This is a genomic window from Microbacterium sp. Leaf436 (assembly GCF_001424715.1).
GTDB lineage: Bacteria > Actinomycetota > Actinomycetes > Actinomycetales > Microbacteriaceae > Microbacterium.
In genome coordinates this window covers 429,857-454,711 of record NZ_LMRB01000002.1, presented here as the reverse complement: position 1 = coordinate 454,711, position 24,855 = coordinate 429,857, and the positions used below count along the sequence as shown (strand labels likewise).

At 70.2% G+C, this 24,855-nt stretch carries 19 protein-coding genes; 11 read left to right on the top strand and 8 right to left on the bottom strand.

What is annotated here, in order from left to right; all coding sequences use genetic code 11:
• The first annotated feature begins 152 nt into the window (after positions 1 to 152).
• Genes ASG45_RS16715 through ASG45_RS06415 form a run of 3 tightly spaced genes read left to right on the top strand, consistent with a single transcriptional unit; the run spans position 153 to position 7,184 of the window.
• A complete protein-coding gene (locus tag ASG45_RS16715) occupies positions 153 to 4,532 on the top strand; it encodes a DUF7933 domain-containing protein (protein ID WP_082516488.1) in 4,380 nt (1,459 codons plus the stop codon).
• On the top strand, positions 4,529 to 6,124 hold the full coding sequence (locus ASG45_RS06420) for a SpaH/EbpB family LPXTG-anchored major pilin (RefSeq protein ID WP_235561579.1): 1,596 nt from the start codon (positions 4,529 to 4,531) through the stop codon (positions 6,122 to 6,124). The genes ASG45_RS16715 and ASG45_RS06420 overlap by 4 nt, the downstream gene beginning before the upstream one ends.
• Positions 6,125 to 6,137: 13 nt before the next feature.
• On the top strand, positions 6,138 to 7,184 hold the full coding sequence (locus ASG45_RS06415) for a class C sortase (protein WP_156459391.1): 1,047 nt from the start codon (positions 6,138 to 6,140) through the stop codon (positions 7,182 to 7,184).
• Here ASG45_RS06415 and ASG45_RS06410 read toward each other — a convergent pair.
• From ASG45_RS06410 to ASG45_RS06375, 8 genes are all read right to left on the bottom strand, one after another.
• On the bottom strand, positions 7,159 to 8,265 hold the full coding sequence (locus ASG45_RS06410) for an adenosine deaminase (RefSeq protein ID WP_055834376.1): 1,107 nt from the start codon (positions 8,263 to 8,265) through the stop codon (positions 7,159 to 7,161). The two genes, ASG45_RS06415 and ASG45_RS06410, sit on opposite strands and share 26 nt — an antisense overlap.
• 26 nt (positions 8,266 to 8,291) lie before the next feature.
• Positions 8,292 to 9,584: a thymidine phosphorylase gene (locus ASG45_RS06405; protein ID WP_055834373.1), complete on the bottom strand. Its 1,293-nt coding sequence runs from the start codon at positions 9,582 to 9,584 to the stop codon at positions 8,292 to 8,294.
• Positions 9,581 to 9,982, bottom strand: a complete 402-nt coding sequence (locus tag ASG45_RS06400) for a cytidine deaminase (protein WP_055834370.1) — start codon at positions 9,980 to 9,982, stop codon at positions 9,581 to 9,583. The genes ASG45_RS06405 and ASG45_RS06400 overlap by 4 nt, the downstream gene beginning before the upstream one ends.
• A 42-nt stretch (positions 9,983 to 10,024) precedes the next feature.
• Positions 10,025 to 11,323 (bottom strand): ABC transporter permease, encoded by a 1,299-nt coding sequence (locus ASG45_RS06395; protein ID WP_082509293.1) that lies wholly within the window; start codon positions 11,321 to 11,323, stop codon positions 10,025 to 10,027.
• Positions 11,320 to 12,684, bottom strand: coding sequence for an ABC transporter permease (locus tag ASG45_RS06390; protein ID WP_181015987.1), 1,365 nt, complete (start codon positions 12,682 to 12,684; stop codon positions 11,320 to 11,322). Before ASG45_RS06390 ends, ASG45_RS06395 begins: the two co-directional genes overlap by 4 nt.
• The gene (locus ASG45_RS06385; RefSeq protein ID WP_055834367.1) at positions 12,681 to 14,201 is read right to left on the bottom strand and encodes an ABC transporter ATP-binding protein; all 1,521 of its coding nucleotides are present in this window, start codon (positions 14,199 to 14,201) and stop codon (positions 12,681 to 12,683) included. Before ASG45_RS06385 ends, ASG45_RS06390 begins: the two co-directional genes overlap by 4 nt.
• Positions 14,202 to 14,352: 151 nt before the next feature.
• The gene (locus ASG45_RS06380) at positions 14,353 to 15,420 is read right to left on the bottom strand and encodes a BMP family lipoprotein (protein WP_055835885.1); all 1,068 of its coding nucleotides are present in this window, start codon (positions 15,418 to 15,420) and stop codon (positions 14,353 to 14,355) included.
• A 233-nt stretch (positions 15,421 to 15,653) separates the two neighbouring features.
• Positions 15,654 to 16,772, bottom strand: a complete 1,119-nt coding sequence (locus ASG45_RS06375; RefSeq protein WP_055834364.1) for a mannose-1-phosphate guanylyltransferase — start codon at positions 16,770 to 16,772, stop codon at positions 15,654 to 15,656.
• Between the two features lie 243 nt (positions 16,773 to 17,015).
• On the opposite strand from ASG45_RS06375, the gene sdhC reads away from it, so the two are divergent.
• The 8 genes from sdhC to ASG45_RS06335 all read left to right on the top strand — a co-directional run bounded on the left by sdhC (position 17,016) and on the right by ASG45_RS06335 (position 24,777).
• Positions 17,016 to 17,450, top strand: a complete 435-nt coding sequence (gene sdhC / locus ASG45_RS06370) for a succinate dehydrogenase, cytochrome b556 subunit (RefSeq protein WP_082509292.1) — start codon at positions 17,016 to 17,018, stop codon at positions 17,448 to 17,450.
• Entirely contained in the window at positions 17,450 to 17,908 is a 459-nt protein-coding gene (locus tag ASG45_RS06365) for a succinate dehydrogenase hydrophobic membrane anchor subunit (RefSeq protein WP_055834361.1), read from the top strand. Before sdhC ends, ASG45_RS06365 begins: the two co-directional genes overlap by 1 nt.
• A 46-nt stretch (positions 17,909 to 17,954) precedes the next feature.
• The gene (gene sdhA, locus ASG45_RS06360) at positions 17,955 to 19,784 is read left to right on the top strand and encodes a succinate dehydrogenase flavoprotein subunit (RefSeq protein ID WP_055834358.1); all 1,830 of its coding nucleotides are present in this window, start codon (positions 17,955 to 17,957) and stop codon (positions 19,782 to 19,784) included.
• 1 nt (position 19,785) lies between these two features.
• Positions 19,786 to 20,571 (top strand): succinate dehydrogenase iron-sulfur subunit, encoded by a 786-nt coding sequence (locus ASG45_RS06355; protein WP_055834355.1) that lies wholly within the window; start codon positions 19,786 to 19,788, stop codon positions 20,569 to 20,571.
• A gap of 155 nt (positions 20,572 to 20,726) precedes the next feature.
• Positions 20,727 to 21,926, top strand: coding sequence for a YihY/virulence factor BrkB family protein (locus ASG45_RS06350; RefSeq protein WP_082509291.1), 1,200 nt, complete (start codon positions 20,727 to 20,729; stop codon positions 21,924 to 21,926).
• Positions 21,927 to 22,006: 80 nt separating this feature from the next.
• The gene (locus ASG45_RS06345) at positions 22,007 to 22,855 is read left to right on the top strand and encodes an exodeoxyribonuclease III (RefSeq protein WP_055834352.1); all 849 of its coding nucleotides are present in this window, start codon (positions 22,007 to 22,009) and stop codon (positions 22,853 to 22,855) included.
• A gap of 126 nt (positions 22,856 to 22,981) precedes the next feature.
• Positions 22,982 to 23,986, top strand: a complete 1,005-nt coding sequence (gene trpS, locus ASG45_RS06340; protein ID WP_082516487.1) for a tryptophan--tRNA ligase — start codon at positions 22,982 to 22,984, stop codon at positions 23,984 to 23,986.
• 41 nt (positions 23,987 to 24,027) lie between these two features.
• A complete protein-coding gene (locus ASG45_RS06335) occupies positions 24,028 to 24,777 on the top strand; it encodes a S8 family serine peptidase (protein WP_055834345.1) in 750 nt (249 codons plus the stop codon).
• The last annotated feature ends 78 nt before the right edge of the window (positions 24,778 to 24,855 follow it).

Here is a 24,855-nt window from a genome sequence, read left to right as displayed (position 1 = left end):
CGACCGCTCAGCGGATTCGTAGCATCGGTCGTACGGGTCCTCGCGAGGCAGATGAGGCGGACGAGACCCCGATCGTCCCGTCCCCCCGGATCGCCGCGACCCCCGGTCGGTGATTCGCGACCCCGCGGCGCTGAGCGTCGCGCAAGAGGCCCATGCATCACTCGCGTCCCCCCGGCGCGCGCCGCCCGCGCGCCCTCGTCGCTTCCGCGGCGGCGACGCTGGCGGTCATGGCGGTGCTGGTGGGGTCGGGTGTCGCTCCGGCGAGCGCGCTCCCCCTTCCGCCGTCCCCCACGGGCAACCCGAGTGAGTCGACCGTCGCCCCATCACCGATGCCGAGCCCGAGCGACGCCCCCCGCACGCCGTCGCCCGCGGCGAGCCCGAGCGCGTCGGCGACGATCGCAGCCCCCACGCCCGGCGCCGACCGCCCCCTTCCCTCACCGGTCCCCTACGACGACGACGACACCGTCGACGTCCCGTCGACGCCCTCCCCGGACGGCGGCGAAACTCCCGACCCGCCCGCCGAATCCTCACCCGGCGACGAGGCCGACCCGCCCGGCGACGCCGACTCGACCCCCGGCCCCGAGGGGAGCGACGGCGCCGACACCGGCATGCCCCTGGAGCGCGCTCCGCCGAGCGCACGCATCGACGCCCTCGCGGCGGGGGTCCCCGAGGCACCCGCCACGGTGTGGACCGAGAGCTTCGAACAGGGCCTGACTCCGACCACGCTCACCTCCATCACCGGCTACGCCACCGGTCGCTTCACCGCCTCGACCGGCTGGGCGAGTGGCTCCACCTGCACCGGCGTGGTGCTGGCGTACGCCGCCCCCTACCCGAACGCGCAGGTCTGCCCCAACCAGGGCATCGTCTCGAACTCGTCGCTCTCCGCCCGCGAAGTCCGTCGCCTGGCCGACGTCCTCGGCCAGCTCGGCGCGGGCGTCGCCGGATCGACCGCCGCCGGAACCCCGGCCAGCGGCTCCACCGACGCGACCCGCGGCAACCACGCCGTGGTGGCCCTCCCCTACACCACCGTCGCCGGGGGCACGACGCTCGCCCAGAGCACCGCCGGCATCGGCGTGAGCGCGACCGCATCCCGCTACTACACCGTGCGGTTCGACGCCGCCGCCGCCGCGTGCTCGGCGAACACGCCCGCGCTGTCGGCGGGACTCTTCTCGGGAACGACGACGCTGCTCAGCGCCTTCCCCACCGCCGTGAACCCGTGCGCGGCGACCGGCCCCGTGTTCTACACCTCGACGCCCGTGCTCGCCCCGGGCGGCTCGATCGGCGGCATCCTCGATCCCACCATCAGCACCTCCGCCCGCGCCACGACCTACACGGGCACGGCGGCGGCGCTGCTCACGCCCGCACAGATCTCCGCCGCCCAGGTGCGCCTGACGAACACGACGACCGGCGCCGGCAGCGCTTTCGGCATCGACAATCTGCGCGTGCTCGATGCCACCCCCCGTCTCGACCTGTCGTTCTCGCCCGCCAGCGTCGCCGTCGGCTCGACCTCGACGCTCACCTACACCGTCACCAACACCTCCGAGGGCGCGGCGAAGAACGACTGGTCGTTCACCAACACCCTTCCCGCCGGACTCACCGTCGCCCCGACACCGGCGATCGGCGGCACGTGCACGCAGGTCACCGGTACGGCCTTCGTCGTCACCGCCCTCGCAGGGGGCTCGAGCATCGCCGCCGTCGGCGGCGACCTCCCCGCGGGAAGCGCGAACACCTCGTGCACGATCACGGTGAACGTCGTGGCATCCGTCGAGGGCACGTACACGAACGGCCCCGGCAACGTCGTCACCCCGCTCATCGCCACCGAGGCGACGACGCTCGCCGTCACCCCCGCCACTCGCCTCACCCTGCGCAAGAACCTGCCCGCGCGCGGCGCCTCGACCGATCAGTTCACCCTCTCGATCCGCACCTCCGCGGCCACACTGGCCACGACGACGACGACCGGCAACAGCTCCGGCGTGCAGTCGGCGCAGATCTCGCGCCTGATCGTGAACCCCGGCGGCACCTACACGATCAGTGAATCGCCCACCTCGGGAACGGGACTCGGCTACGCCGCCTCGTACGACTGCACCCGCGACGGCACGGTCGTGGCCACCGGCACGTCCCGCTCGGGGACCATCAGGATGCCGGATGACGCGGGCGCCGAGATCGTCTGCACCTTCACGAACACCCTGCAGCAGACGCGCCTGGCCTGCGACAGCGGGTTGTTCTACGGCCTGACCGTCACGGGCGCACTCGTGCAGGGCGACATCGTCGGCGGAGGCCAGACGACCGTCGGCACCTGGCCGAACGTCGCGGCCGCGAACTCGCTCGGCATCTCCGCGGGCGGAACCACCGCGTACGCCCTGAACCGCTCCACCGACGGCGCGAACGTGCTGTCGATCCTCAAGTGGACGCCGAGCGGAGGCTTCGAAACCCTCGCGGGCACCGCGTACACGACCGCCGGGCCCGGGGGCACCGCCGTCGCCGGCAGCATCGTCACCGGCGCCGTCGACCTCTCCACCGGCCGGTACCTCTTCGGCAAGTTCACCAACGGCGCGTTCCACCTGTGGAGCTTCACCGAGTCGGCGCCGACCGCGTCGCGGTTCGCCTACCTCGGCTCCTTCTCGGCGGGCACCGCCCCCAACGGCAACGGCGACATGGCCTTCGACTCCCGCGGCAACCTCTACGTGCTGGGCGCGGCGACCGTCAACAACGCCAGCAGCGCCGCCATCTTCACGGTCACGACCGAGACCCTGGCCGCGGCCAGCGGCGGCACGCTCGCCGTGAACACCTCCAACACCCGCGCGCTCGTCGGCATCGACCCCACCCCGGCACCGGCCTTCGGCAGCGTCACGGGACTCGCCTTCTCGCCGCGCGGCACCGTCTACCTCGCCAGCAGCACCAGCGCCTACGAGTTCGACCCCACGTCGTGGACGCGCATCGCCGGGTCGCCGCGCCTCGACATCGCCGCCAGCGACCTGGCCAGCTGCACCGGTCCCGGAAGCGTCACCGTGCAGAAGAACGTCGTGGGACGCGCCGCGGCCGCCGATCAGTTCCAGCTCTCGCTGTCCGACGCCAGCGGCGCGGTGGGCACCGCCGTCACCACGGGCGCCGCCACCGGGCGTCAATCGGCCCAGGTCGGCCCGTTCCCCGTGCAGGTGGGCACGACCCTGACGGTCTCCGAGACCATGGCGGCGGGCTCGACCTCGACCATCGGGGCGTATACCATCCGCGTGGAGTGCTGGAGCGACGGCATCCGGATCACGAGCGCGAGCTCCGCGAGCGCCGACGTCACCATGCCCGAGCGCTTCGGCGCGAGCGTCGTGTGCACGTTCTTCAACTCCCCCAGCCCCGTCGCGACGGTGACTCTCACCGCACGCGTGCTCGATCCGGCCACGGGGCAGACCACCCCGGTCGCCGGGTGGAGCCTGGGCACCGCGGCCGCGGCCACCGCAGGAACCGCCACCGCGCTCCCCAGCGAAGCACCGCGCCAGAACTCGGATCCCTCCGGCAACGCCGTGTGGAGCGTCCTCTTCGGCTCGGCGGCGTCCCGCGCCACGCTGACGATCTCCGAGGTGTTGCAGACCCGGTTCACTTTCGTCAGCGGAGCGTGCACCGTCAACGGCACGGCGGTCGCCGTCACGTTCACCACCGCGGGCGGCGTGGTCAGCGGCACCCTGCCCAACGTCGCTCCGTCCGCGATCGTCGCGTGCACGCTCATCACGCAGCCGGTCACCTCTCTCACCCTGGTGAAGTCCGTGTCGTTCGGCGCGGCCGCGGCGACGGACTGGACGCTCACCGCCGCCGCATCGACCGGTTCGCTGCCCGGCCCCACCGGACGCACCGGAACGGCCGCCACGACGAACGTGCCCGTCAGCCCCGGCCGCGCGTACCGCCTCTCGGAAGCCGGGACCACCGCCACCTATCTGCAGGTGGGGGCCTGGCGTTGCATCGAATCGACGGGAACCGTCGTCGCGGTGTCGACGGCCGGGGACGTCACTCTGCGAACGGGAGCCGCGGTCACCTGCACGGTCACCAACGCGACGGCGACCCTGACGGTGCTGAAGGACGTGCTCGCCCCCAGCACCGGCTTCGTCCCGGCCACGTGGACGGTGACAGCGACCCCCGCGGTGCTGGCCGGGGCGTCCCTGCCGACGCAGAGTCGCGTGGGTGCGGCGTACGACGCCGTCGGCGGGAACGCCGCGAGCACCTTCGAGGTGCGCCCGGGCCACGGCTACACGCTGTCGGAGGCGCCGACGGTCGCGGGAACCCGCCTGGCGTACCAGACGCTGCGCCTCGAGCGCCTCGACGGAGCGACCTGGACCACGGTGGCGAGCCGGAGCATCACCGCGCCCGCCGCGGGGCAGAGCGCCGTGTACCGGTTCGTCAACGCGCCCGTGACCGGTCCCGCCCTGCCGATGACGGGCGGTCTCGGCGCCGACACCTTCCTCCTCTCCGGAGGTCTCCTGCTCGCCCTGGCCGTCGGGGGCGCCGTGATCCACCGCAGACGCAAGGGAGGAAGCCTCCCGCTATGACCTCTCCCGTCGCGCGACACCGCCGACTGCACGACTTCTCGATTCCCACCCTTCACCACCTTCCGAAAGGCACGCACATGTCCATCCGAAAGAGAGCAGGCGCCGTTCTGATCGTCCTCGCGCTCGGAGCCCTCACCGTCGTCGGTGCCGTCGCACCGGCATCGGCCGTGACACTCCCGGGCAACATCGACTCCACCGTCACCCGAACCCTGACGCTGCACAAGCACGCGCTGGGGCCGTCGACGCCGCTGAACCCGACGTCGACGGGTCAGGAGCTGGCGAACCCGCCCGCCGACCCCCTCTCCGGCGCGCAGTTCACCGCCACCCTCGTGTCGGGCGTCGACCTGACCACCTCCGCGGGGTGGTCCCAGGCCGCCACGCTGACGCCGGCGCAGGCCGCTCAGCGCCCCAACACGGTCAGCTTCGTCTCGTCGTTGTCGAACACCGCCGGTCTCGCGACGTTCGCCCCCGACCCCGCGCTGTACCCGGACGGACTGCCCATCGGCGTCTACCTCATCACCGAGACGCAACTGCCGGCCACCGCCACCAACCCGGCCGCCCCGTTCCTGGTGACGCTGCCCACGCCGACCGGCGCGGCCGGATCCCCGGCCAACCAGTGGATCTACGACGTCCACGTCTACCCCAAGAACGCCGTCACGCAGCTGACGAAGACGCGCGTTCCGGCACCCGCCGGGTCGGTCGAGCAGCGCAACCCCGACCTGATCCGCTGGGCCGTCGCCTCGTCGATCCCGACGCTCGCCGCCGGTGACGCCATCGACGTGTTCACGCTCACCGACAACCTGCCGTCCGAGCTGACCTACCTGACGGCGGCCACCGTCCCGGCCGGGGTCACCCCGTCGAACGTCGTGGTCACCAACGCCGCCGGTGTCGCGCAGACCTTCACCGAGACCACCGACTACACCGTCGCCAACACCGCCGGTGCTCTCACGATGACCTTCACGCCCGCCGGACGCACCCGCCTCGCCGGACTCCCCGGCGGCACCGTGACGTTCAACGTGCTGACCAGGGCCACCTCCATCCCGGCCAGCGGCGTCATCGTCAACACCGCGACGGCGAACATCAACGGCAGCACCGAGTCGGTCACCGGCAGCACGCCGATCGGCCAGCTCACGGTGTCGGCATACACGACCTCGAACGGCGCGCGCGTCCCGCTCGCCGGCGCGACGTACCAGGTGTTCCTCACGGAGCAGGATGCCATCAACGGCGCCAATCCGATCGTGATCAACGGCGAGACGAACTGGCTGACCCTGGCCAACGGCAACGTGCTCATCCCGATCATCACACCGGGCAACTACTGGGTGCGCGAGATCACGGCTCCCACCGGCTACCAGCTGCCGTCGCCCGACCGCATCCTGACCGCCGTGGTGCCCGGCCCGACCTCGACCACCGCTCCCGTGCGCAACTACCTCGAGTTCGCCCACAACCAGGTGCCCGCGTTCGCCCTGCCCATCACGGGTGGCGACGGCGGCCTCTGGTTCGGCGTCGGCGGGGCGGCCCTGCTGACGGTCATGGTGGGCTCGGCGTTGGTCGTCGCTCGCCGGCGTGCCCGCGCGGCCCAGGCTCCGGCCTGAGGACGGTCGATCGGTGAGCGGGGGGACGACGCAGCGGCCGGGCGCCGCGGCCTCGTCTCCCTCGCCGGAGGGGAGCCCCGATGCACGGGACTCCCCTCCACCCGCGCGACGTGACCGCCGACGCCCGCGCTGGCGGCTCTCGATCGTCTCGCTGCTTCTGGCGGTGGGGGCGCTGGCGGGCGTCTGCCTGCTGATGTACCCCACCGTCGCCGGCTGGTTCGCCCAGTACGCCCAATCGCAGATCATCGACGGCTACTCGGATCAGATCCGCGACCTCGGCGCCGACACGCTCGCCGACCGACTCGACGCGGCACGGGAGTACAACACGCGGCTCGTCGACGGCGGCGCCGAGATCGCCGCGAACGAGCGGCTCCCGCTGGCGAACTCCGCCGATCAGCAGACCGACTACGCCGAGCAACTTCGCTCCGATCAATCGGGGCTCATGGCACGGGTGAAGATCCCCTCGATCGACGTCGACCTCCCGGTGTACCACGGCACCAGCGAGCAGGTCCTCTACGAGGGCGTGGGGCACCTCGAGGGCACCGCTCTGCCGGTGGGCGGCGAGACCACCCATTCGGTGCTCACCGCGCATCGCGGGCTCGCCACCGCGGAACTGTTCACGCACTTGGATCGGGTCGCCCTCGACGACACCGTCACGATCGAGGTGTTCGGCGAGGTCCTGGTGTACCGCGTCGTGCAGACCCTCGTGGTCGAACCCGAAGACACCGAGTCGCTGGTCCCCGTGGTGGGGCGCGATCTCGTCACCCTCGTGACGTGCACCCCGCTGGGCGTGAACAGCCACCGCATCCTCGTCACGGGTGAACGTGTCATCCCGACCCCGCAGGGCGCCCTCGACGGCGCAGGAATCCGCCCCGAGATCCCCACGTTCCCGTGGTGGATCCTCGTGCTCGCGGGGTCCGTGCTCGCCGCCGCCGCGTACGTGTGGGGGGCCGGTCGTCCCCCGCGGGCGCCTCGGAACGAGCCTGGGAACCACGACGGGCGCACGCCGGCATCGACGCGCGCCCGAGGTCGGGTCAGGGCTGGAAGCCCTCCGAGATGATCTCGATGAGCTCCTCGCGTTCCTCCACCGGCAGGAATGCGCCGGCGGCGGCGTTGAGCTGGAACGCCTCGAGGTCACCCAGGTCGTAGTCGAACGCCTGGGCCAGCAGCCCCAGCTCACGGGTGAGCGTCGTCGCGCTCATGAGGCGGTTGTCGACATTCACCGTCACCGAGAAGTCGAGCTGGTACAGCAGGTCGAACGGGTGGGCGTCCATCGTGTCGCCCCAGGCCGTCACGGCGCCGCTCTGCAGGTTCGAGGTCGGCGACAGTTCGAGCGTGATCTCGCGGTCGCGCACCCAGCGCGCCAGGTCGCCGAAGGTGACCTGCACCTCTTCGCCCTCGCGCGAGACGACGTCGAGGTCGTTGGCGATGCGCACACCGTGGCCGAGGCGCAGGGCGCGTCCGTCGATGAGTGCGGAACGAATGGATGCCAGACCCGCCCCCTCACCGGCGTGCACCGTGGTGGGGAAGAACTGCTCGGCCAGATAGTCGAACGCCTCGCGGTGACGCGACGGCAGGAAGCCGTCTTCCGGGCCGGCGATGTCGAAGCCGACGACGCCGCGACCGCGCCACGAGACGGCGAGTTCGGCGATGTCGCGGGAATTGTCGTTGTGGCGCAGCGCCGTGAGCAGCTGACCCACGCGGATGTCCTGTCCGCGGGCGTCGGCGGCGTCTTCCCCCGCTTCGATGCCCTCCTGCACCGCATCCACGACGTCGTCGAGGCTGAGACCGCGGGTGAGGTGCTGTTCCGGCGCCCACCGCACCTCGCCGTAGACGACGCCGTCGGCGGCGAGATCCTCGACGAACTCCTTCGCGGTGCGCACGAGACCCTCGCGGGTCTGCATCACCCCGACCGTCGCCGAGAACTTCTCGAGGTAGTCCTCGAGCGATCCGCCGTCGATGTGGTCCGAGAACCAGGCCTCGAGGCCCTTCGCGTCGTCGGCGGGGAGGTCGAGGTCGATCTCATCGGCCAGCTCGAGGACGGTCTGCGGGCGCAGTCCCCCGTCGAGGTGATCGTGCAGCGACACCTTGGGCAGGCTCTGCACCTTCACACCCTCGATGCGGACGTCGTCGGTGGCCATGGTGCTGCTCCTTCGGTCGGATGCCATCACGCGGTGATGCGCTCGCGCACGAGCGGGGATGCCGCAGGCGTCGTGTCGCCGATCTCCCACGCTCCATCGACCGAGGCGAGTGCCCGCTCGAAGCGTGCCCCGTCGTCGGCCGACAGCGTGAACAGGGGCTGACCGGCCGTGATCGGCTGGCCGACGGCGACGTGCAGGTCGATGCCCGCGGCGTGCACGACCGCGTCTTCGGCACGGGCGCGACCGGCGCCCAGGCGCCAGGCGCCGATTCCGAACGGCAACGCCTCGATGCGCGTGACGATGCCCGAGCGGTCGGCGACGACCGTGTGGGTCTCGCGCGGCGTGGGCAGGGCGGCATCCGGATCACCGTCCTGCGCGCGGATCATGCGCTTCCAGACGTCCATCGCGCGGCCGTCGTTCAACGCCGCCTCGACGTCGGCGTCGGGCTGACCGGCGAGCGTCAGCATCTCGCGGGCGAGCGAGACCGTGAGCTCCACGACGTCGGCGGGGCCACCGCCGGCGAGCACCTCGACCGATTCGCGCACCTCGTTGGCGTTGCCGATGGCGAGGCCGAGCGGGGTGTTCATGTCGGTGAGGAGCGCGGTGGTGTTGACGCCGGAATCGGTGCCCAGGGCCACCATGGTGCGGGCCAGCTCGCGTGCGCGGTCGATGTCCTGCATGAAGGCGCCGGAGCCGAACTTCACGTCGAGCACGAGCGAGTCGGTGCCCTCGGCGATCTTCTTCGACATGATGCTCGACGCGATCAGCGGGATCGCCTCGACCGTTCCGGTGACGTCGCGGAGGGCGTAGAGCTTCTTGTCGGCCGGGGCGAGCCCGGTGCCCGCGGCGCAGATGACCGCGCCGACGTCGGCGAGCTGCGCCATGATCTCGTCGTTCGACAGCGCTGCGCGCCAGCCGGGGATCGACTCGAGCTTGTCGAGCGTGCCGCCGGTGTGCCCGAGGCCGCGACCCGAGAGCTGCGGCACGGCGACGCCGAACGCGGCCACGAGGGGCGCCAGCGGGAGCGTGATCTTGTCGCCGACCCCGCCGGTGGAGTGCTTGTCGACCGTCGGCTTGCCGAGCGACGAGAAGTCCATGCGCTCGCCCGAGGCGATCATGGCATCGGTCATCACGCGGATCTCGTCGCGTTCCATCCCCCGCAGCAGCACGGCCATGGCGAACGAGGCCATCTGCGCGTCGGAGACGTAACCCTTGGTGTAGTGCTCGATGAGCCAGCGCAGGGCCGACTCCGAGATCGTGCCGCCGTCGCGCTTGGTGCGGATGACTTCGACCGCGTCGTGCGGGTGAACGGTGGTCATCGTGCCGCCTCCTCGAGCTCGCGGGGCCCGAAGGCGTCGGGCAGCACTTCGTCGATCGTGCGGATGCCGCTGACGGTCTCGAGCAGCATCCCGGGGATGGCGTGCTCGAACAGCAGCTGGCGGCAGCGACCGCACGGCATGAGCGTGCGCCCCTCGCCGTCGACGCACACGAACGCGACGAGCTGGCCGCCACCGCTCATGTGCAGTTCGGAGACGAGCCCGCACTCGGCGCACAGCGTCACCCCGTACGAGGCGTTCTCGACGTTGCATCCCGAGACGATGCGGCCGTCGGCGACGAGCGCCGCGGCGCCCACCTTGAAGCGGGAGTAGGGCGCGTAGGCGCGGTGCATGGCGTCGGTCGCGGCGGAGCGCAACTCATCCCAGTCGATGTCGGTCATCGTGAAGTGCAGGGTCCTCTCGTGAAGGCGAAGTGGGCGGGTTCAGCCCTTGATATATGGTTTGCCGGCGGCCGCGGGGCCGCGGACCTTCCCGACGAGACCGGCGACGGCGAAGATCGTCACGACGTACGGCAGCATCAGCATGAACTCGCTCGGCACGGGCGACCCGATGACGCCGAGGGTGTTCTGCAGGTTCGAGGCGAAGCCGAACAGCAGGGCTGCGAGCGTCGCGCGGATCGGGTCCCACTGGCCGAAGATGACCGCCGCCAGAGCGATGTAACCGGCACCGGCCGTCATCTCTTTGTTGAAGGCTCCGACCGAACCGAGCGTGAAGAACGCGCCACCGACGCCCGCGATCGCGCCGCCCAGCGCCACGTTCCAGAAGCGGGTCTTGGCGATGTTGATGCCCACCGTGTCGGCGGCTTGCGGGTGCTCGCCGACCGCGCGCAGACGCAGACCCCAGCGCGTGTGGAAGAGGCCCACGTACACCAGCGCCACCGTGACGTACATCAGGTACACGATGATCGTCTGGTTGAACAGCATGGGCCCGATAAGGGGGATGTCGGCGAGGAACGGGATCGGCAGGCGCGGGAAGCGGGGCGGCGCGTTCAGCGTCGCGGCGTTCGGGGCGAGCAGCTGGGAGAAGAGGAAGCTCGTCAGCCCCACCACGAGCACGTTCAAGACGACACCGACGATCACCTGGTCGACGAAGTACTTGATCGCGAACGCCGCGAGCACGAACGACACGAGCACGCCCGAGACGCCGGCCGCGAGCAGCCCGATGAACGGGTTTCCGGTCGCGGTGGCGACGATCGCCGAGGTGAACGCCCCCGCGAGGAGCTGGCCCTCGATCGCGATGTTCACCACGCCCACGCGCTCGCTCAGGACACCGGCCATCGCCCCGAAGATCAGCGGGACCGACAGGCTGAGGCCACCGGCGAGCAGGCCGGTCAACGGGATCACCGAGGTGGTGGCTCCGGCGGCGGCCCAGGTGAGGAAGCCGACCATGAAGACCAGCGCGAAGATGACGGCCAGCCACAGCGGCGGCCGGCGGTGCGCGCGCACCAGCAGGACGCTGGCGACGGTGACGAGCGCGAGCAGGACGGTGCAGACGGCGCCGGTGACGACCCCTCCGAGCACCACCTCGGGCAGTTGCAGGAACTCCCCCGGGCTCGAGATGCGGAACACCGCGTCGCCGTCCTGGCGGGCCACGACGAAGAGCACCGCGGCGAGCACGGTGATGACGCCGTAGACGATCGGCGCCTTCCAGCTGAGGACGACGGCCGTGTCGAGCGCCTCCGGCTGTGGTGACACCCCGTGGTGCTGTGCGGTGGTGCTCACTTGACCGCCTCCTTCTTCTTGGCGGCGCGGGTCTTCGACGCGCGCGCACCGGGCGCGGGCAGACGGAAGATGGCGCGCACGAGCGGGGGTGCGGCGATGAACAGCACGATGAGGGACTGCACGACGAGCACGATGTCGATCGGCACACCGTTCGCGGCCTGCATGGCGAAGCCGCCGGCCTTGAACGCGCCGAACAGGATGCCGGCGACCAGCACGCCGACCGGAGTGGATCGTCCCAGCAGGGCCACCGTGATGGCGTCGAACCCGATGCCGGCGTCGATACCGCTCGAGAAGCCCGTCGTCACGGTGCCGAGCACCTGGTCAACGCCGGCGAGGCCGATGAGGCCGCCGGAGATCAGCATCGCGACCACGTACATCGACTTGACGTTGATGCCGGCCACGCGCGCGGCGTTCGGGTTGAGCCCGACCGCGCGGAAACGGAAGCCCAGCGACGAGCGCTCGAGGATCCACCACACCAGGACGACGGCGGCGAGGGAGAGGAGGAACCCGAAGTGCAGGTTGTACGCGGGGCCGAACAGGTCGGGGAAGACCGCGGTCTCTTTCATCGCCGGCGTGGTGGGGTTGCTCGATCCCGGAGCCTGCAGCAGGCCGGGGGTGCGCAGCAGGTAGTAGACGAGGTAGAACGCGACGTAATTGAGCATGATCGTGACGATCACCTCGTGCGCTCCGGTGCGGGCCTTCAGGAGCCCCGCGATTCCTGCCCACAGGGCACCCGCCACGACGCCCGCGACGAGCGCGACGAGGGCGTGCAGGCCCCAGGGGAGGTCGAAGGCGAACGCGACGTAGCCGCCGGCCGCCGCGGCGACGAGCATCTGTCCGCGACCACCGATGTTGAACATGCCGACGCGGAACGCAAGCGCCACTCCGAGGCCCGCAGCGATGAGCGGCGTCGCGAAGGTCAGGGTCTCGGTCAGAGGACGGATCCCGGTCGCGAACTCGGGGCGGCGGAAGTTGTAGATCGCACCCTGGAAGAACGACGCGTAGGCACCCGACACGGACTGCCAGATCGCGACGAGGGTGTCGCCCGGGCGCGCGAAGAAGTAGACCGCGGACGCCTGGACGTTCTCGTCGGTCGCCGCGATCATCACCGCTCCGACGAGGAGGGCGAGGATGACGGCGAGGACCGAGATGATGGCGTTGCCGGTGGCGACCTCGCGCAACGCGCGGCGCCAACGGTTCTCTTCGGTGGCGGGCTCGGGGGCGACCACGCGTGCGCCGGCGGCCGGGTCGACCTCGGCAGCGCCCTCGAGGGCAGCACCGGCGGAGGTCTGATCGGCGACCTCGGCGGCGCGGTCCGCGCGCGTGGCACTCGGGTCGTGCGGGCTATGCGGATCGCTCACGCCGCGACTCCTTCGTTCTGGGGTGTTTCGCCGGCCATCATCAGGCCCAGCACGTCGCGGGTGGTGTCGCCGGGCACGATGCCGACCACGCGGCCGCGGTACATGACCATGATCCGATCAGCGAGCGCGGTCACCTCGTCGAGCTCGGTGGAGACGACGATCACCGGCACGCCCGTGTCGCGCGTCTCGATGATGCGCTTGTGGATGAACTCGATCGAGCCCACGTCGACGCCGCGGGTGGGCTGTGCCGCCACGAACAGCCGCAGTTCGCGGCTGAGCTCGCGGGCGAGGACGACCTTCTGCTGGTTTCCGCCGGACAGCTTTCCGACGGGCGTCTCGATCGAGGGCGTGCGCACATCGAACTCCGCCACCTTCTCGCGGGCGAAGCCCGCCAGCGTCGACAGCTGCAGCGCTCCCCCCTTGACGAAGGGGGCTCCGTCGGCACGATCGAGCATGAGGTTCTCGGCGATCGAGAACTCGCCCACGAGGCCGTCTTCTTTGCGGTCCTCGGGGACGAAGCCGACACCGGCATCGAGCACCGCGCGGACGGTCGAACCGGCGAGGTCTTTGCCGTCGAGCGTGATGGAGCCTTCGACCCGGTCCTGCAGCCCGACGAGGGCCTCGGTGAGCTCGGTCTGGCCGTTGCCCTGCACGCCCGCGATGGCGAGGACCTCGCCGCGGCGCACCTCGAAGCTCACGTCGTTCACGACGACCTGTCCGATCGCGTCGACCACGGTCAGGCCCTTCACCGACAGCCCGACCTCGCCGAGGGTGGGCGCGTCCTTCTGCACGGTGAGCTCGACCGCGCGGCCGACCATGAGCGAGGCGAGTTCGGCGTTGGAGGCGGTGGGTTCGGCCTCGCCGACCACCTTGCCCAGGCGGATGACGGTGATGCGATCCGCGACCTCGCGGACCTCACGCAGCTTGTGGGTGATGAAGACGATCGAGGTGCCCGCGGCCTTGAGCTGCCGCATGATCGACATGAGTTCGTCGGTCTCTTGCGGCGTGAGCACGGCGGTGGGCTCATCGAACACGAGCACCTTCGCGTCGCGCGAGAGCGCCTTGACGATCTCGACGCGCTGCTGCACGCCGACCGGCAGGTCGTCGACGAGAGCATCGGGATCGACGTCGAACCCGAAGCGGTCGGAGATCTCCTTCACCTTGGCGCGCGCGGCCGCGATGTCGAGGCGACCGCCGGCTTTCGTCGGCTCGTGCCCGAGCATGACGTTCTCGGCCACGGTGAAGACGGGGACGAGCATGAAGTGCTGGTGCACCATGCCGATGCCGGCGCGCATCGCGTCGCCGGGGCCGGAGAAGTGCTGGACGGCGTCGTCGAGCAGGATCTCTCCGCCGTCGGCCTGGTAGAGGCCGTAGAGGACGTTCATCAGGGTGGACTTGCCGGCACCGTTCTCACCGAGCAGGCAGTGGATCTCTCCGGCCTCGACAGTGAGGTCGATGTGGTCGTTCGCCACGAGGGACCCGAAGGTTTTCGTGATCCCGCGGAGTTCGAGCTTCATGTTCCCGATCCTAAGTTCTCGACGCCGCGCGACGCAGGCGTTCGACAGGAGGGCCGCGTCGCGCGCGACCCGAGCAGGGGGCGGCCGTCACTGCGGCCATAAAGGGAGGGGAGGCCGGCATGCGCCGGCCTCCCCGAGACAGTACGTGATCTCAGCCGGCGAGGTACGACTCGACGGTGATCGAACCGTCGACGATCTGGGCCTTGAGGTCGTCGATCTTGGTCGTGAGGTCAGCGGGGACCCGGTCGGACCAGTCGTGGTAGTCCGCGATGCCCACGCCCTCGTTCTCGAGCGTGCCGACGAACGGAGCCGCGTCGAACGAGCCGTTGCCGGCGGCGACGATGGCGTCCTTCGTACCGACGTCGATGCCCTTGAGGATCGAGGTCAGCAGCAGGTCGCCGACGGTGGGGTCGGTCTCGTACACGTCGGCGTCGACGCCGACCAGGGCGATCTCGCGACCGGCGTCGCGGATGGCGACGGCAGCCGACTGGTAGATCGGGCCGCCGACGGGCAGGAGCACGTCGACGTTCTGGTCGATGATCGCCTGCGCGGTCTGGCGAGCGGTGTCGTTCGCCTCGAAGCCACCGGTGAACGAGCCGTCCTGGGCGGCGCGGTCCCAGCCGACGACGCGGACGCTGGTGCCGTTGTCGGTGTTGTACTTGTCGACGCCCTGGGCGAAGCCGTCCATGAAGATGCTCACGGTCGGGATGTTGAGGCCACCGAAGGTGCCGACGACGCCGGTCTTCGAGGTGCCCGCCGCGAGGTAACCGGCGAGGTAGGCCGCCTGCGCGGTGTCGAAGATGATGGGCTTGATGTTGGGCGCGTCGGTCTGGCCGTCGAAGTCGCTGTCGACGGTGTCGTCGATCGAGACGTACTGCAGGTCGGGGTTGGCCTTCGCCGACTCGAGCGCCGCGGGGGCGAGGAGGAAGCCGACCGTGACGATCGTGTTGCAGCCCTGGTCGACCAGGTTCTGCAGGTTGGACGCGTAGTCGGTCTCGGCCTGCGACTCGACCTCGATGGGGGTCTTCGAGCCGAGCTCGGTGGCGGCCGCGTCGACGCCCTCTTTACCGAGCTGGTTGAACGACTTGTCGTCGAAGCCGCCGGCGTCCGACACCATGCAGGGCAGGTAGTCGCTGGCGCCGGAACCGGCACCGCCCGACGCGCCGTTGCTCTCGGGCGCTGCGCCGCAACCGGCGAGCAGCACGGCAGCGCCGATCATGGCGAGACCGCTGACGACGGCCTTCTTCGTGGTCTTCACGAATGGTCCTCCAAGACGGATGCCCCCAACGGGTTCGGGGGACGATCCCGTCACGTTACCTACTGTGTCGTCGTGCCCACGCACCGGGAGCCGCCGTGCGCGCCAATGGTTACAAAGACGCAATCTCGCGTCACGCGACCGCCACACGAGCAACGGGGACCGGAACCGGATGCCACGAGCAGTGGCATCCGGTTTCAGAGCACGTCACCGCGGCCCGTGAGCTTGAGGGCGTCGACGACGCCCTTGACCCGCTGCGCGTTCTCGCTGGTGGTGACCAGGAGGGCGTCGGGGGTGTCGACGACGACGATGTCGCGCACGCCGATGAGGCTGATCACGCGCTTGGTCTGCGAGACGACGATGCCGCTCGAGGCGTCGGAGAGCACGCGGGCGTCTTCTCCGAGGATGGCGAGCTCGTTGCGGCCACCGTGCGAGTTGAGCTTGGACAGGCTGGCGAAGTCGCCCACGTCGTCCCAGTCGAAGTGGCCGGGGATCACGGCGAGGCGGCCCTTCTCGGCGGCCGGCTCGGCGACCGAGTAGTCGATGGCGATCTTCTTCAGGCTCGGCCACAGGCGGTCGACCGCGGGACCCCGGCGATCGCGGTCGTCCCAGGCGTCGGCGAGTTCGATCAACGACGCGTGCAGTTCGGGCTCGTTGACGGCGAGCTCCGCCAGCAGCACGTCGGCGCGGGTGATGAACATGCCGGCGTTCCAGAGGTACGCGCGGTCTTCGAAGTACTGCTTCGCCGTGTCGAGGTCGGGCTTCTCGACGAAGCGCTCCACCATGTAGGCCTCGGGGGCGCCGTCGACGATGAGCTCACCGGCCTGCTTGATGTAGCCGAAGCCCACCGAGGCCTCGCTGGGCTGGATGCCGATGGTGCAGATGTACCCCTCGCGCGCGACGGCGACGGCCTGGCGCACGGCGAACTCGAACTGCCGGGTCTGGCGGATGACGTGGTCGGCGGCGAACGATCCGATGATGACGTCGGGTTCGCGGCGCACGAGGATCGCCGCGGCCAGGCCGATGGCGGCCGACGAGTCGCGGGGCTCCGACTCGAGGAACACGTTGTGGTCGGGCACGCCCGGGAGCTCCCGCTCGACGGCGGCGCGGTGGGCGCGGCCCGTCACCACGGCGATGCGGTCCTCGCCGGCGAGCGGCGCGAGCCGGTCCCACGTGTCGCGCAGCAACGTCTGCCCCGACCCGGTGAGGTCGTGCAGGAACTTGGGTGCGTCGGCGCGCGAGAGCGGCCAGAGGCGACTGCCGATGCCTCCGGCGGGGATCACGGCGTAGAAGTCTTCGATAGCGGGGTCAGCCATGGCCCCGACCCTAGCGGTCGCGGGCCCGCGCTCCCGAGAAGCGGGGCGCAGCGCCACCCGGGTGAGGTGGGCGCACGTCTCGCCCGGGCGCGCGGCGCAGCACCGGAGATATCTCGACATCGAGAGAGTGTTAGGCGCCCCTAATCCCCGCCGTTCATAGCCCGGACGTAGTATTCAATGGCGCCCGTGTGACGCTCGAGGCCTGTGTCGGCCTCACCTCGTGTTCGATCAGGGAGGACGACCGTGTCAGCACCAGCACGTGCCACGCCGTCAGTGAAAGCGACCACCTCGAAGAGGCCGCGCGGAACGCTGTACCGCGGCCGCGAAGGCATGTGGTCGTGGGTTCTGCACCGCATCACCGGTGTGGCGATCTTCTTCTTCCTGCTCGTGCACATCCTCGACACGGCGCTCATCCGCGTGTCCCCCGAGGCGTACGACGCGGTGATCGGCACGTACAAGAACCCCATCATGGGTCTCGGCGAGGTCGCCCTCGTCGGTGCGATCGCCTACCACGCCTTCAACGGCCTGCGCATCATCCTGGTCGACTTCTGGCCCTGGGCCACGCGCCACCAGCGTCAGCTGTGGTGGGGCGTGCTCGGCCTCTGGGTCGTCACGATGCTCGGCTTCACGCCGCGCCACCTGATCAACGTCTTCAGCGCCGTCACCGGGAGCCACTGATGTCCGTCGCCCAAGAAGCCGCCACGATCCCCGCTCCGCGCACCCCCAGTGTGCGCAAGAAGGGCGCCAACCTCGAGAAGTGGGGCTGGCTCTACATGCGCGCCTCCGGCGTGCTGCTGATCGTCCTGATCTTCGGCCACCTGTTCGTCAACCTCATGACGGGCGACGGCATCCACCAGATCGACTTCGCGTTCGTCGCGGGCAAGCTCGCCTCGCCGTTCTGGCAGTGGTGGGACGTCCTGATGCTGTGGCTGGCCCTCATCCACGGCGCCAACGGCATGCGCACGATCGTCAACGACTACGTCACCCACGCCACGGTCCGCAAGATCCTCGTGTGGTCGCTGTGGCTGTCAGCGGGCTTCCTGATCGTGCTCGGCACGCTCGTGGTCTTCACCTTCGACCCCTGCCTCGGCGTGACCGAGAGCAGCTCCCTGTGGGACGTGTGCCAGGCGGCGTGAGCCGACGGCATCCCTTCTTTCGACCGACAGCAGAGGTATTGCACACGTGAGCACTCAGACCACCGCGGACTCCACAGTCAAAGACGGTGTCCACTACCACCAGTTCGACGTCATCATCGTCGGCGCCGGCGGCGCAGGCATGCGCGCGGCGATCGAGGCCGGACCCGGTGCGAAGACCGCGGTCATCTCGAAGCTCTACCCCACCCGCTCCCACACGGGCGCAGCGCAGGGCGGCATGGCCGCGGCGCTGGCGAACGTCGAAGAGGACTCCTGGGAGTGGCACACCTTCGACACCATCAAGGGCGGCGACTACCTGGTCGACCAGGATGCCGCCGAGATCCTCGCCAAAGAGGCCATCGACGCCGTCATCGACCTCGAGAACATGGGCCTGCCGTTCAACCGCACGCCCGAGGGCAAGATCGACCAGCGGCGCTTCGGCGGTCACACCGCCGACCACGGCAAGACGCCCGTGCGCCGCGCCTGCTACGCCGCCGACCGCACCGGCCACATGATCCTTCAGACGCTGTTCCAGAACTGCGTCAAGCTCGGCATCAACTTCTTCAACGAGTTCTACGTGCTCGACCTGATCACGGTCAAGGACGCGGCGGGCGCGACCCAGGTCGCCGGCGTCGTCGCCTACGACCTGGCCACCGGCGAGCTGCACGTCTTCCAGTCCAAGGCCGTCGTCTTCGCCACCGGCGGTTTCGGCAAGATCTTCAAGACCACGTCCAACGCGCACACCCTCACCGGTGACGGCGTCGGCATCGTCTGGCGCAAGGGCCTGCCGCTCGAGGACATGGAGTTCTTCCAGTTCCACCCGACCGGCCTCGCCGGTCTCGGCATCCTTCTCACCGAGGGCGCCCGCGGCGAGGGAGCGATCCTGCGCAACGCCAGCGGTGAGCGCTTCATGGAGCGCTACGCCCCGACCATCAAGGACCTCGCGCCCCGCGACATCGTCGCGCGCTGCATGGTGCAGGAGGTCTCGGAGGGCCGAGGCGCCGGTCCCCACCGCGACTACGTGCTGCTGGACTGCACCCACCTGGGTGCCGAGGTGCTCGAGACCAAGCTCCCCGACATCACCGAGTTCGCCCGCACGTACCTGGGCGTCGACCCGGTCGTCGAGCCGGTCCCCGTCATGCCGACCGCGCACTACGCGATGGGCGGCATCCCGACCAACATCAAGGCCGAGGTGCTCGCCGACAACGACACCGTCGTGCCCGGCCTCTACGCCGCCGGCGAGTGCGCCTGCGTCTCGGTGCACGGCTCGAACCGCCTCGGCACCAACTCGCTGCTCGACATCAACGTGTTCGGCAAGCGCGCCGGACGCAACGCGGTCGAGTACGTCAAAACGGCCGACTTCGTGCCCCTGCCCGAAGACCCCGCCGCCGAGGTGCGCGGACTCATCGAGGGCCTTCGCAACAACAGCGGGACCGAGCGCATCGCCGTCTTGCGCAAGACGCTGCAGGACGAGATGGACAAGGGCGCGCAGGTGTTCCGCACCCACGACTCGCTCTCGAAGGTGCTCGACGTGATCGCCGACCTGCGCGAGCGCTACAAGAACATCCACGTCGACGACAAGGGCAAGCGCTTCAACACCGACCTGCTCGAAGCGGTCGAGCTGGGCTTCCTGCTCGACCTTGCCGAGGTCGTCGTCTACTCGGCGCAGAACCGCGAAGAGAGCCGTGGCGGTCACATGCGCGACGACTTCCCCACGCGCGACGACGAGAAGTACATGCAGCACACCATGGCGTACCTGTCGGGCGACCCCCACTCGTCGCACCCGGCCGATCACATCGAGCTGGGCTGGAAGCCCGTGGTGTTCACCAAGAACGAGGCGGGCGAGTTGCGTTACCCGCCGCTTGAGAGGAAGTACTGAGATGGCATCCACCGTCATCGAGAGCGTCGACACCTCCGACAAGGTCGAGCAGACCCCGGAGGACACCGGGATCCAGTCGTTCCTCGTCACCTTCAACATCCGTCGCTTCGACCCCGAGGTCGACGACGAGCCGCGTTGGGTCGACTACGACGTGGAGCTCTACTCCACCGACCGCGTGCTCGACGCGCTGCACAAGATCAAGTGGGAGACCGACGGCTCGCTGTCGTTCCGCCGTTCGTGCGCGCACGGCATCTGCGGATCGGATGCCATGCGCATCAACGGCCGCAACCGCCTGGCCTGCAAGACGCTGATCAAGGATCTCGACATCTCGCAGCCCATCTACGTCGAGGCGATCAAGGGCCTGCCCCTCGAGAAGGACCTCATCGTCGACATGGAGCCGTTCTTCGCCTCCTACCGCGAGGTGCAGCCCTTCCTGATCTCGAGCTCGAAGCCCGAGGCCGGCAAGGAGCGCGTGCAGTCGATCGTCGACCGCGAGGTCTTCGACGACACCACCAAGTGCATCCTGTGCGCCGCGTGCACCTCGTCGTGCCCCGTGTTCTGGACCGACGGGCAGTACTTCGGCCCCGCCGCGATCGTCAACGCGCACCGCTTCATCTTCGACTCGCGCGACGACGCCGGCGACGTGCGTCTCGACATCCTGAACGACAAAGAGGGCGTGTGGCGTTGCCGCACCACCTTCAACTGCACCGAGGCGTGCCCCCGCGGCATCGAGGTCACCAAGGCCATCGCCGAGGTCAAGCAGGCCGTCCTCCGCGGCGGTCGCTGACCCCTCCCCTCGAACGGCGGGTGCGCTTCGGCGCCCCGCCGTTCGGCGTTCGTCCCCCGGGCCGTTACGCGGCCGGGCGTCGTCGGAGGCGGCCGTCGTGGGTGTGCGTCGCCGCGCGCGGCGAGGCCACGGCATCCATTCATTAGGCTCGACGGGTGACCGAGACCCACTCCGATCCGCGGCCGCTGCCCGCGGTCCGTGAGGATGACACGTCGCTGCGCGATCGGCTCGAGGCCGCGCAGAGCGCCGTGCGCAGCCGCCTCGATCAGCCCATCGCCCGCGCCGCCCGAATCGCGCGCTGGTTCCCGATCCGGGTGTGGCGGCACTTCCTGCAGCACAACGGCTTCCTGCTCGCCGCGGGTATGAGCTACCAGGGGATCTTCGCCGTCTTCTCGGCGCTGTACCTCGCCTTCGCCGGGGTGGGCATCTGGCTCGGCGGCAGCAAGAGCGCCATCGACGGGCTCATCGGGATCATCAACAGCTACATCCCCGGCATCATCAGCAAGAACGGCCTCGTCGATCGCGAGCAGGTCGAATCCGTCGCCCAGGAGAGCGGACGGCTTCTCACGATCACCGGCATCGTCGCCGTGGTCGTCGTCGTCTGGACGGCCATCGGCTTCGTCACGTTCACGCGCCGCGCGGTGCGCGACACGTTCGGCCTTCCCTTCGACATGCGCAACTACGTGCTGCTCAAGGCCCGCGACTTCGTCGCCTCGATCCTCTTCGGGCTCGCGCTGCTCGTGGGCGCCCTGCTCGGCTCAGTCACGACCGGTGCCGTCGACCTGGTGTTCGGGTTCATCGGGTGGGACCGGGAGACACTCGGATGGTCCGTCGGCGCGCGGGTCGTCTCGCTGCTCGTCGCGTTCGCCGTGAACACCGTCGCCCTCGCCGCGCTGTTCCGGTTCCTCACCGGCACGACCCTCACGTGGCGCCGCGCCTGGCCCGGAGCCCTGGTCGGGGCGACCGGCATGGTGCTGCTGCAGGTCGGTGCGGGATTCCTCGTCGTGTACTCCCCCACGAACCCGCTGCTCGGCACGTTCGCGGTCCTGATCGGCTTCCTTCTGTGGTTCCGCCTCATCGGGATCGTCATCCTGGTCTCGGCGGCGTGGATCGCGGTGGCGGCGGGCGACCGCGACGTTCCGTTGCGCTCGCCCGAGGACCGTCGCGCCATGGAGCAGGCGGCCCTCGTGATCGCGGCGCAGGTGGGCGTGCGCGAGGCCGAGAAGACCCTGGCACTCACCCGGTGGCCGTGGCGCTGGCGCGCGAAGCGGGCGCTGTCCGCGGCCGAGAAGACCCTCGCCCGGGCCGAGGCGGACGTTCCCGCGCCCCGCCGCATGTCGCTGATCCCCGACTGACGCAGAGCGGCGAGGTGGCGGCCTTCCGGCGCGGCGTCGAGACCCGCGGCGATGTCGGACCCCGCGGCTAGGCTCGACGGGTGGCTCGTTCCGTACGTATCGTCTCCGTCAACGTCAATGGCATCCGTGCCGCCGTCCGCAAGGGCATGACCGAATGGCTCGACGCCTCCGGCGCCGACATCGTCACCCTTCAAGAGGTGCGGGCGACCGCCGAACAGCTGGCCGAGGCGCTGCCCGGCTGGCAGATCGTCAACGACGAGGCCCTGCAGAAGGGCCGCGCCGGTGTCGCGATCATCAGTCGGCTGCCCGGTATCGCGACGCGCACCCACCTCGGGCCCGAGCCGCTCGACGCCTCGGGCCGCTGGATCGAGACCGACTTCGACATCGACGGCGAAACCGTCACCATCGTCAGCGCGTACGTGCACAGCGGCGAGGTCGACACCCCCAAGCAAGACGCGAAGTGGGTGTTCCTCGATGCCATGGAGCAGCGGTTGGCCGATCTGGCTTCGGAGCGCGAGCTGGCTCTCGTCACGGGTGACCTCAACGTCGGCCATCGCGAGCTCGACATCAAGAACTGGCGCGGCAACCGCAAGAACGCCGGCTTCCTCCCGCGTGAGCGCGCGTACTTCGACCGGTTCTTCGGACCGGCCGGCGAGCAGGTCGAGGGCGTCGACGGTTCCACCGGCGCGGGCCTCGGCTGGGTCGACGTGGGTCGACGCGCCGTCGGCGAGGTCGACGGCCCGTACACGTTCTGGTCGATGCGCGGAAAGGCGTTCGACACCGACAGCGGCTGGCGCATCGACTACCACGTCGCCACTCCGGCCCTCGCGGAGCGCGTCACGAGCTATCACGTGGAGCGCGCCGCCTCGTACGACACCCGCTGGAGCGACCACGCTCCGGTGATCGTCGACTACACGCTCGGCGCCTGAGCCCGGCGCCGGTCTCACCGGCATCCGGATGCCGTCGCGTCGTCGCCGCGTGGCGCTCGGGGCATCGACCGCCGCCGACGCCGTCCCGAGAACGGTGCTCCCCGCACCGACGCCTAGGATCGAGGGGTGACTCAGCAGCGCCTCTATTCCGGAATGCAGCCCTCCGCCGACAGCCTCCAGATCGGCAACTACATCGGTGCGCTGCTGCAGTGGCGCGAACTGCAGGACGAATACGACGCGTTCTTCTCGGTCGTCGACCTGCACGCGCTCACGCAGCCCGGCGACCCCGCCGAGCGCCGCGAGAAGACCCGCCGCACCGCGGCCCAGTACATCGCCGCCGGCATCGAGCCCTCGCGCTCGACTCTCTACGTGCAGTCGCACGTCCCCGCCCACGCCGAGCTGCAGTGGGTGCTGTCGACCCTCACCGGTTTCGGCGAGGCCGGGCGCATGACGCAGTTCAAGGACAAGTCGGCCCGCTACGGCACGGATGCCACGAACGTCGGCCTCTTCACCTACCCGGTGCTCATGGCCGCCGACATCCTGCTGTACCAGACCGACGTCGTTCCCGTCGGCGACGACCAGAAGCAGCACATCGAGCTCACCCGCGATCTGGCTGAGCGCTTCAACCAGCGCTTCGGCCAGACGTTCACCATGCCGAAGCCGATGATCCAGCGCGAAACCGCCCGCATCTTCGACCTGCAGAACCCGACCTCGAAGATGTCGAAGTCGGCCGAGTCCGACGCGGGCGTGCTGTGGATGCTCGACGAGCCGAAGGTGAGCGCCAAGAAGATCATGCGCGCGGTCACCGACTCCGAGGGAGCCGTGCGCTTCGACCGTGACGAGAAGCCCGGCGTCTCGAACCTCCTCGTGATCTACTCGGCCCTCACCGGTCGCGAGATCACCTCGATCGAGGACGAGTACTCCGGTCGCGGCTACGGCGACTTCAAGAAGGGGCTCGCCGAGGTCGTGGTGAACGAGTTCGAGCCGGTGCGTGAGCGCGCCCTCGAGCTGCTGTCCGACCCCGCCGAGCTCGACCGCGTGCTGGCCACGAACGCCGAGCGGGCGGCATCCGTCGCCGAGAAGACCCTCACCGACGTGTACGACAAGATCGGGCTGCTGCGCCGCGGCTGAGCCGGGCCGTTCGAGCCGCCACGCCGGCGGTCAGCATCGTGATGCCGAACGTCGTGAGGTTCCTCGCGGTCGCCGCTCTGGAGTATTTCCACTCCACCGAGACCGACGACATCGGGGCGAGCCTGATCGGCCACGAGGCCGACCCCGCGACGTTGGCCGTGGCCGCGGTCAACGCCTCCGACCTCACGCTCGGCACCTATTCGTCGGCCGGCCCGGCCACCACCCTGTTCGGCGTGCCGACGGCGACGACGGTGCCCGGTCCCGCGCTCGCGGGAGTCGACGGCCTGCCCGTGAGTCTGCCGATGGACGGTGAGCAGAACCTCTTCTTCGGCACGTCTGCCGCCGCTCCCACGGTCGCCGCCGTCGCCGCTCTCGCTGTGCAGGCGGCACCCGGCACGACGCCGGCTGCCTTGCGCGCCGCGCTCGTCGACGGTGCCCGCGCCGATGCGTTCGCCTCGCCGTGGCCGTCGACGCTCGACGCGTCGCGCTTCTCGGGGGCCGGCTTGACCGACGCGGTCGCGACGGTCGCCGCCGTCCTGCCGCCCGCGCCGACGCCGACGCCCACGCCCGTGCCGACGTCCGTTCCCACACCGACGGCCGTGCCCGCACCCGACCCGACCGCCGCGCCGGCCGCGGCGTCTCCCCCGGGCCGGCTCGCCGAGAGCGGGACGTCGATCGACGGCGTCGCCCTCGGCACCGGCGTGCTGAGCCTGATCGCGGGACTCGTCGTCGTGCGCGCCCGCACGCGTCGGCGAGACGGCAGCGACGCGGCGGTCACCGGACGCCGGTGACCGCGGGGAGCGGCCGCACGGCGTCCTGCCCGCGCGCAAGACCCGCCCGCGATGTCGGGGGTGCGTGACACGATGGCC

Bases quoted from the DNA above. Each gene is read 5' to 3' on its own strand.
- ASG45_RS16715 (WP_082516488.1), top strand. From the start codon at position 153: ATGCATCACTCGCGTCCCCCCGGCGCGCGCCGCCCGCGCGCCCTCGTC.
- ASG45_RS06420 (WP_235561579.1), top strand. From the start codon at position 4,529: ATGACCTCTCCCGTCGCGCGACACCGCCGACTGCACGACTTCTCGATT.
- ASG45_RS06410 (WP_055834376.1), bottom strand. From the start codon at position 8,265: ATGGCCACCGACGACGTCCGCATCGAGGGTGTGAAGGTGCAGAGCCTG.
- ASG45_RS06405 (WP_055834373.1), bottom strand. From the start codon at position 9,584: ATGACCACCGTTCACCCGCACGACGCGGTCGAAGTCATCCGCACCAAG.
- ASG45_RS06400 (WP_055834370.1), bottom strand. From the start codon at position 9,982: ATGACCGACATCGACTGGGATGAGTTGCGCTCCGCCGCGACCGACGCC.
- ASG45_RS06385 (WP_055834367.1), bottom strand. From the start codon at position 14,201: ATGAAGCTCGAACTCCGCGGGATCACGAAAACCTTCGGGTCCCTCGTG.
- ASG45_RS06380 (WP_055835885.1), bottom strand. From the start codon at position 15,420: ATGATCGGCGCTGCCGTGCTGCTCGCCGGTTGCGGCGCAGCGCCCGAG.
- ASG45_RS06375 (WP_055834364.1), bottom strand. From the start codon at position 16,772: ATGGCTGACCCCGCTATCGAAGACTTCTACGCCGTGATCCCCGCCGGA.
- ASG45_RS06365 (WP_055834361.1), top strand. From the start codon at position 17,450: ATGTCCGTCGCCCAAGAAGCCGCCACGATCCCCGCTCCGCGCACCCCC.
- ASG45_RS06355 (WP_055834355.1), top strand. From the start codon at position 19,786: ATGGCATCCACCGTCATCGAGAGCGTCGACACCTCCGACAAGGTCGAG.
- ASG45_RS06335 (WP_055834345.1), top strand. From the start codon at position 24,028: ATGCCGAACGTCGTGAGGTTCCTCGCGGTCGCCGCTCTGGAGTATTTC.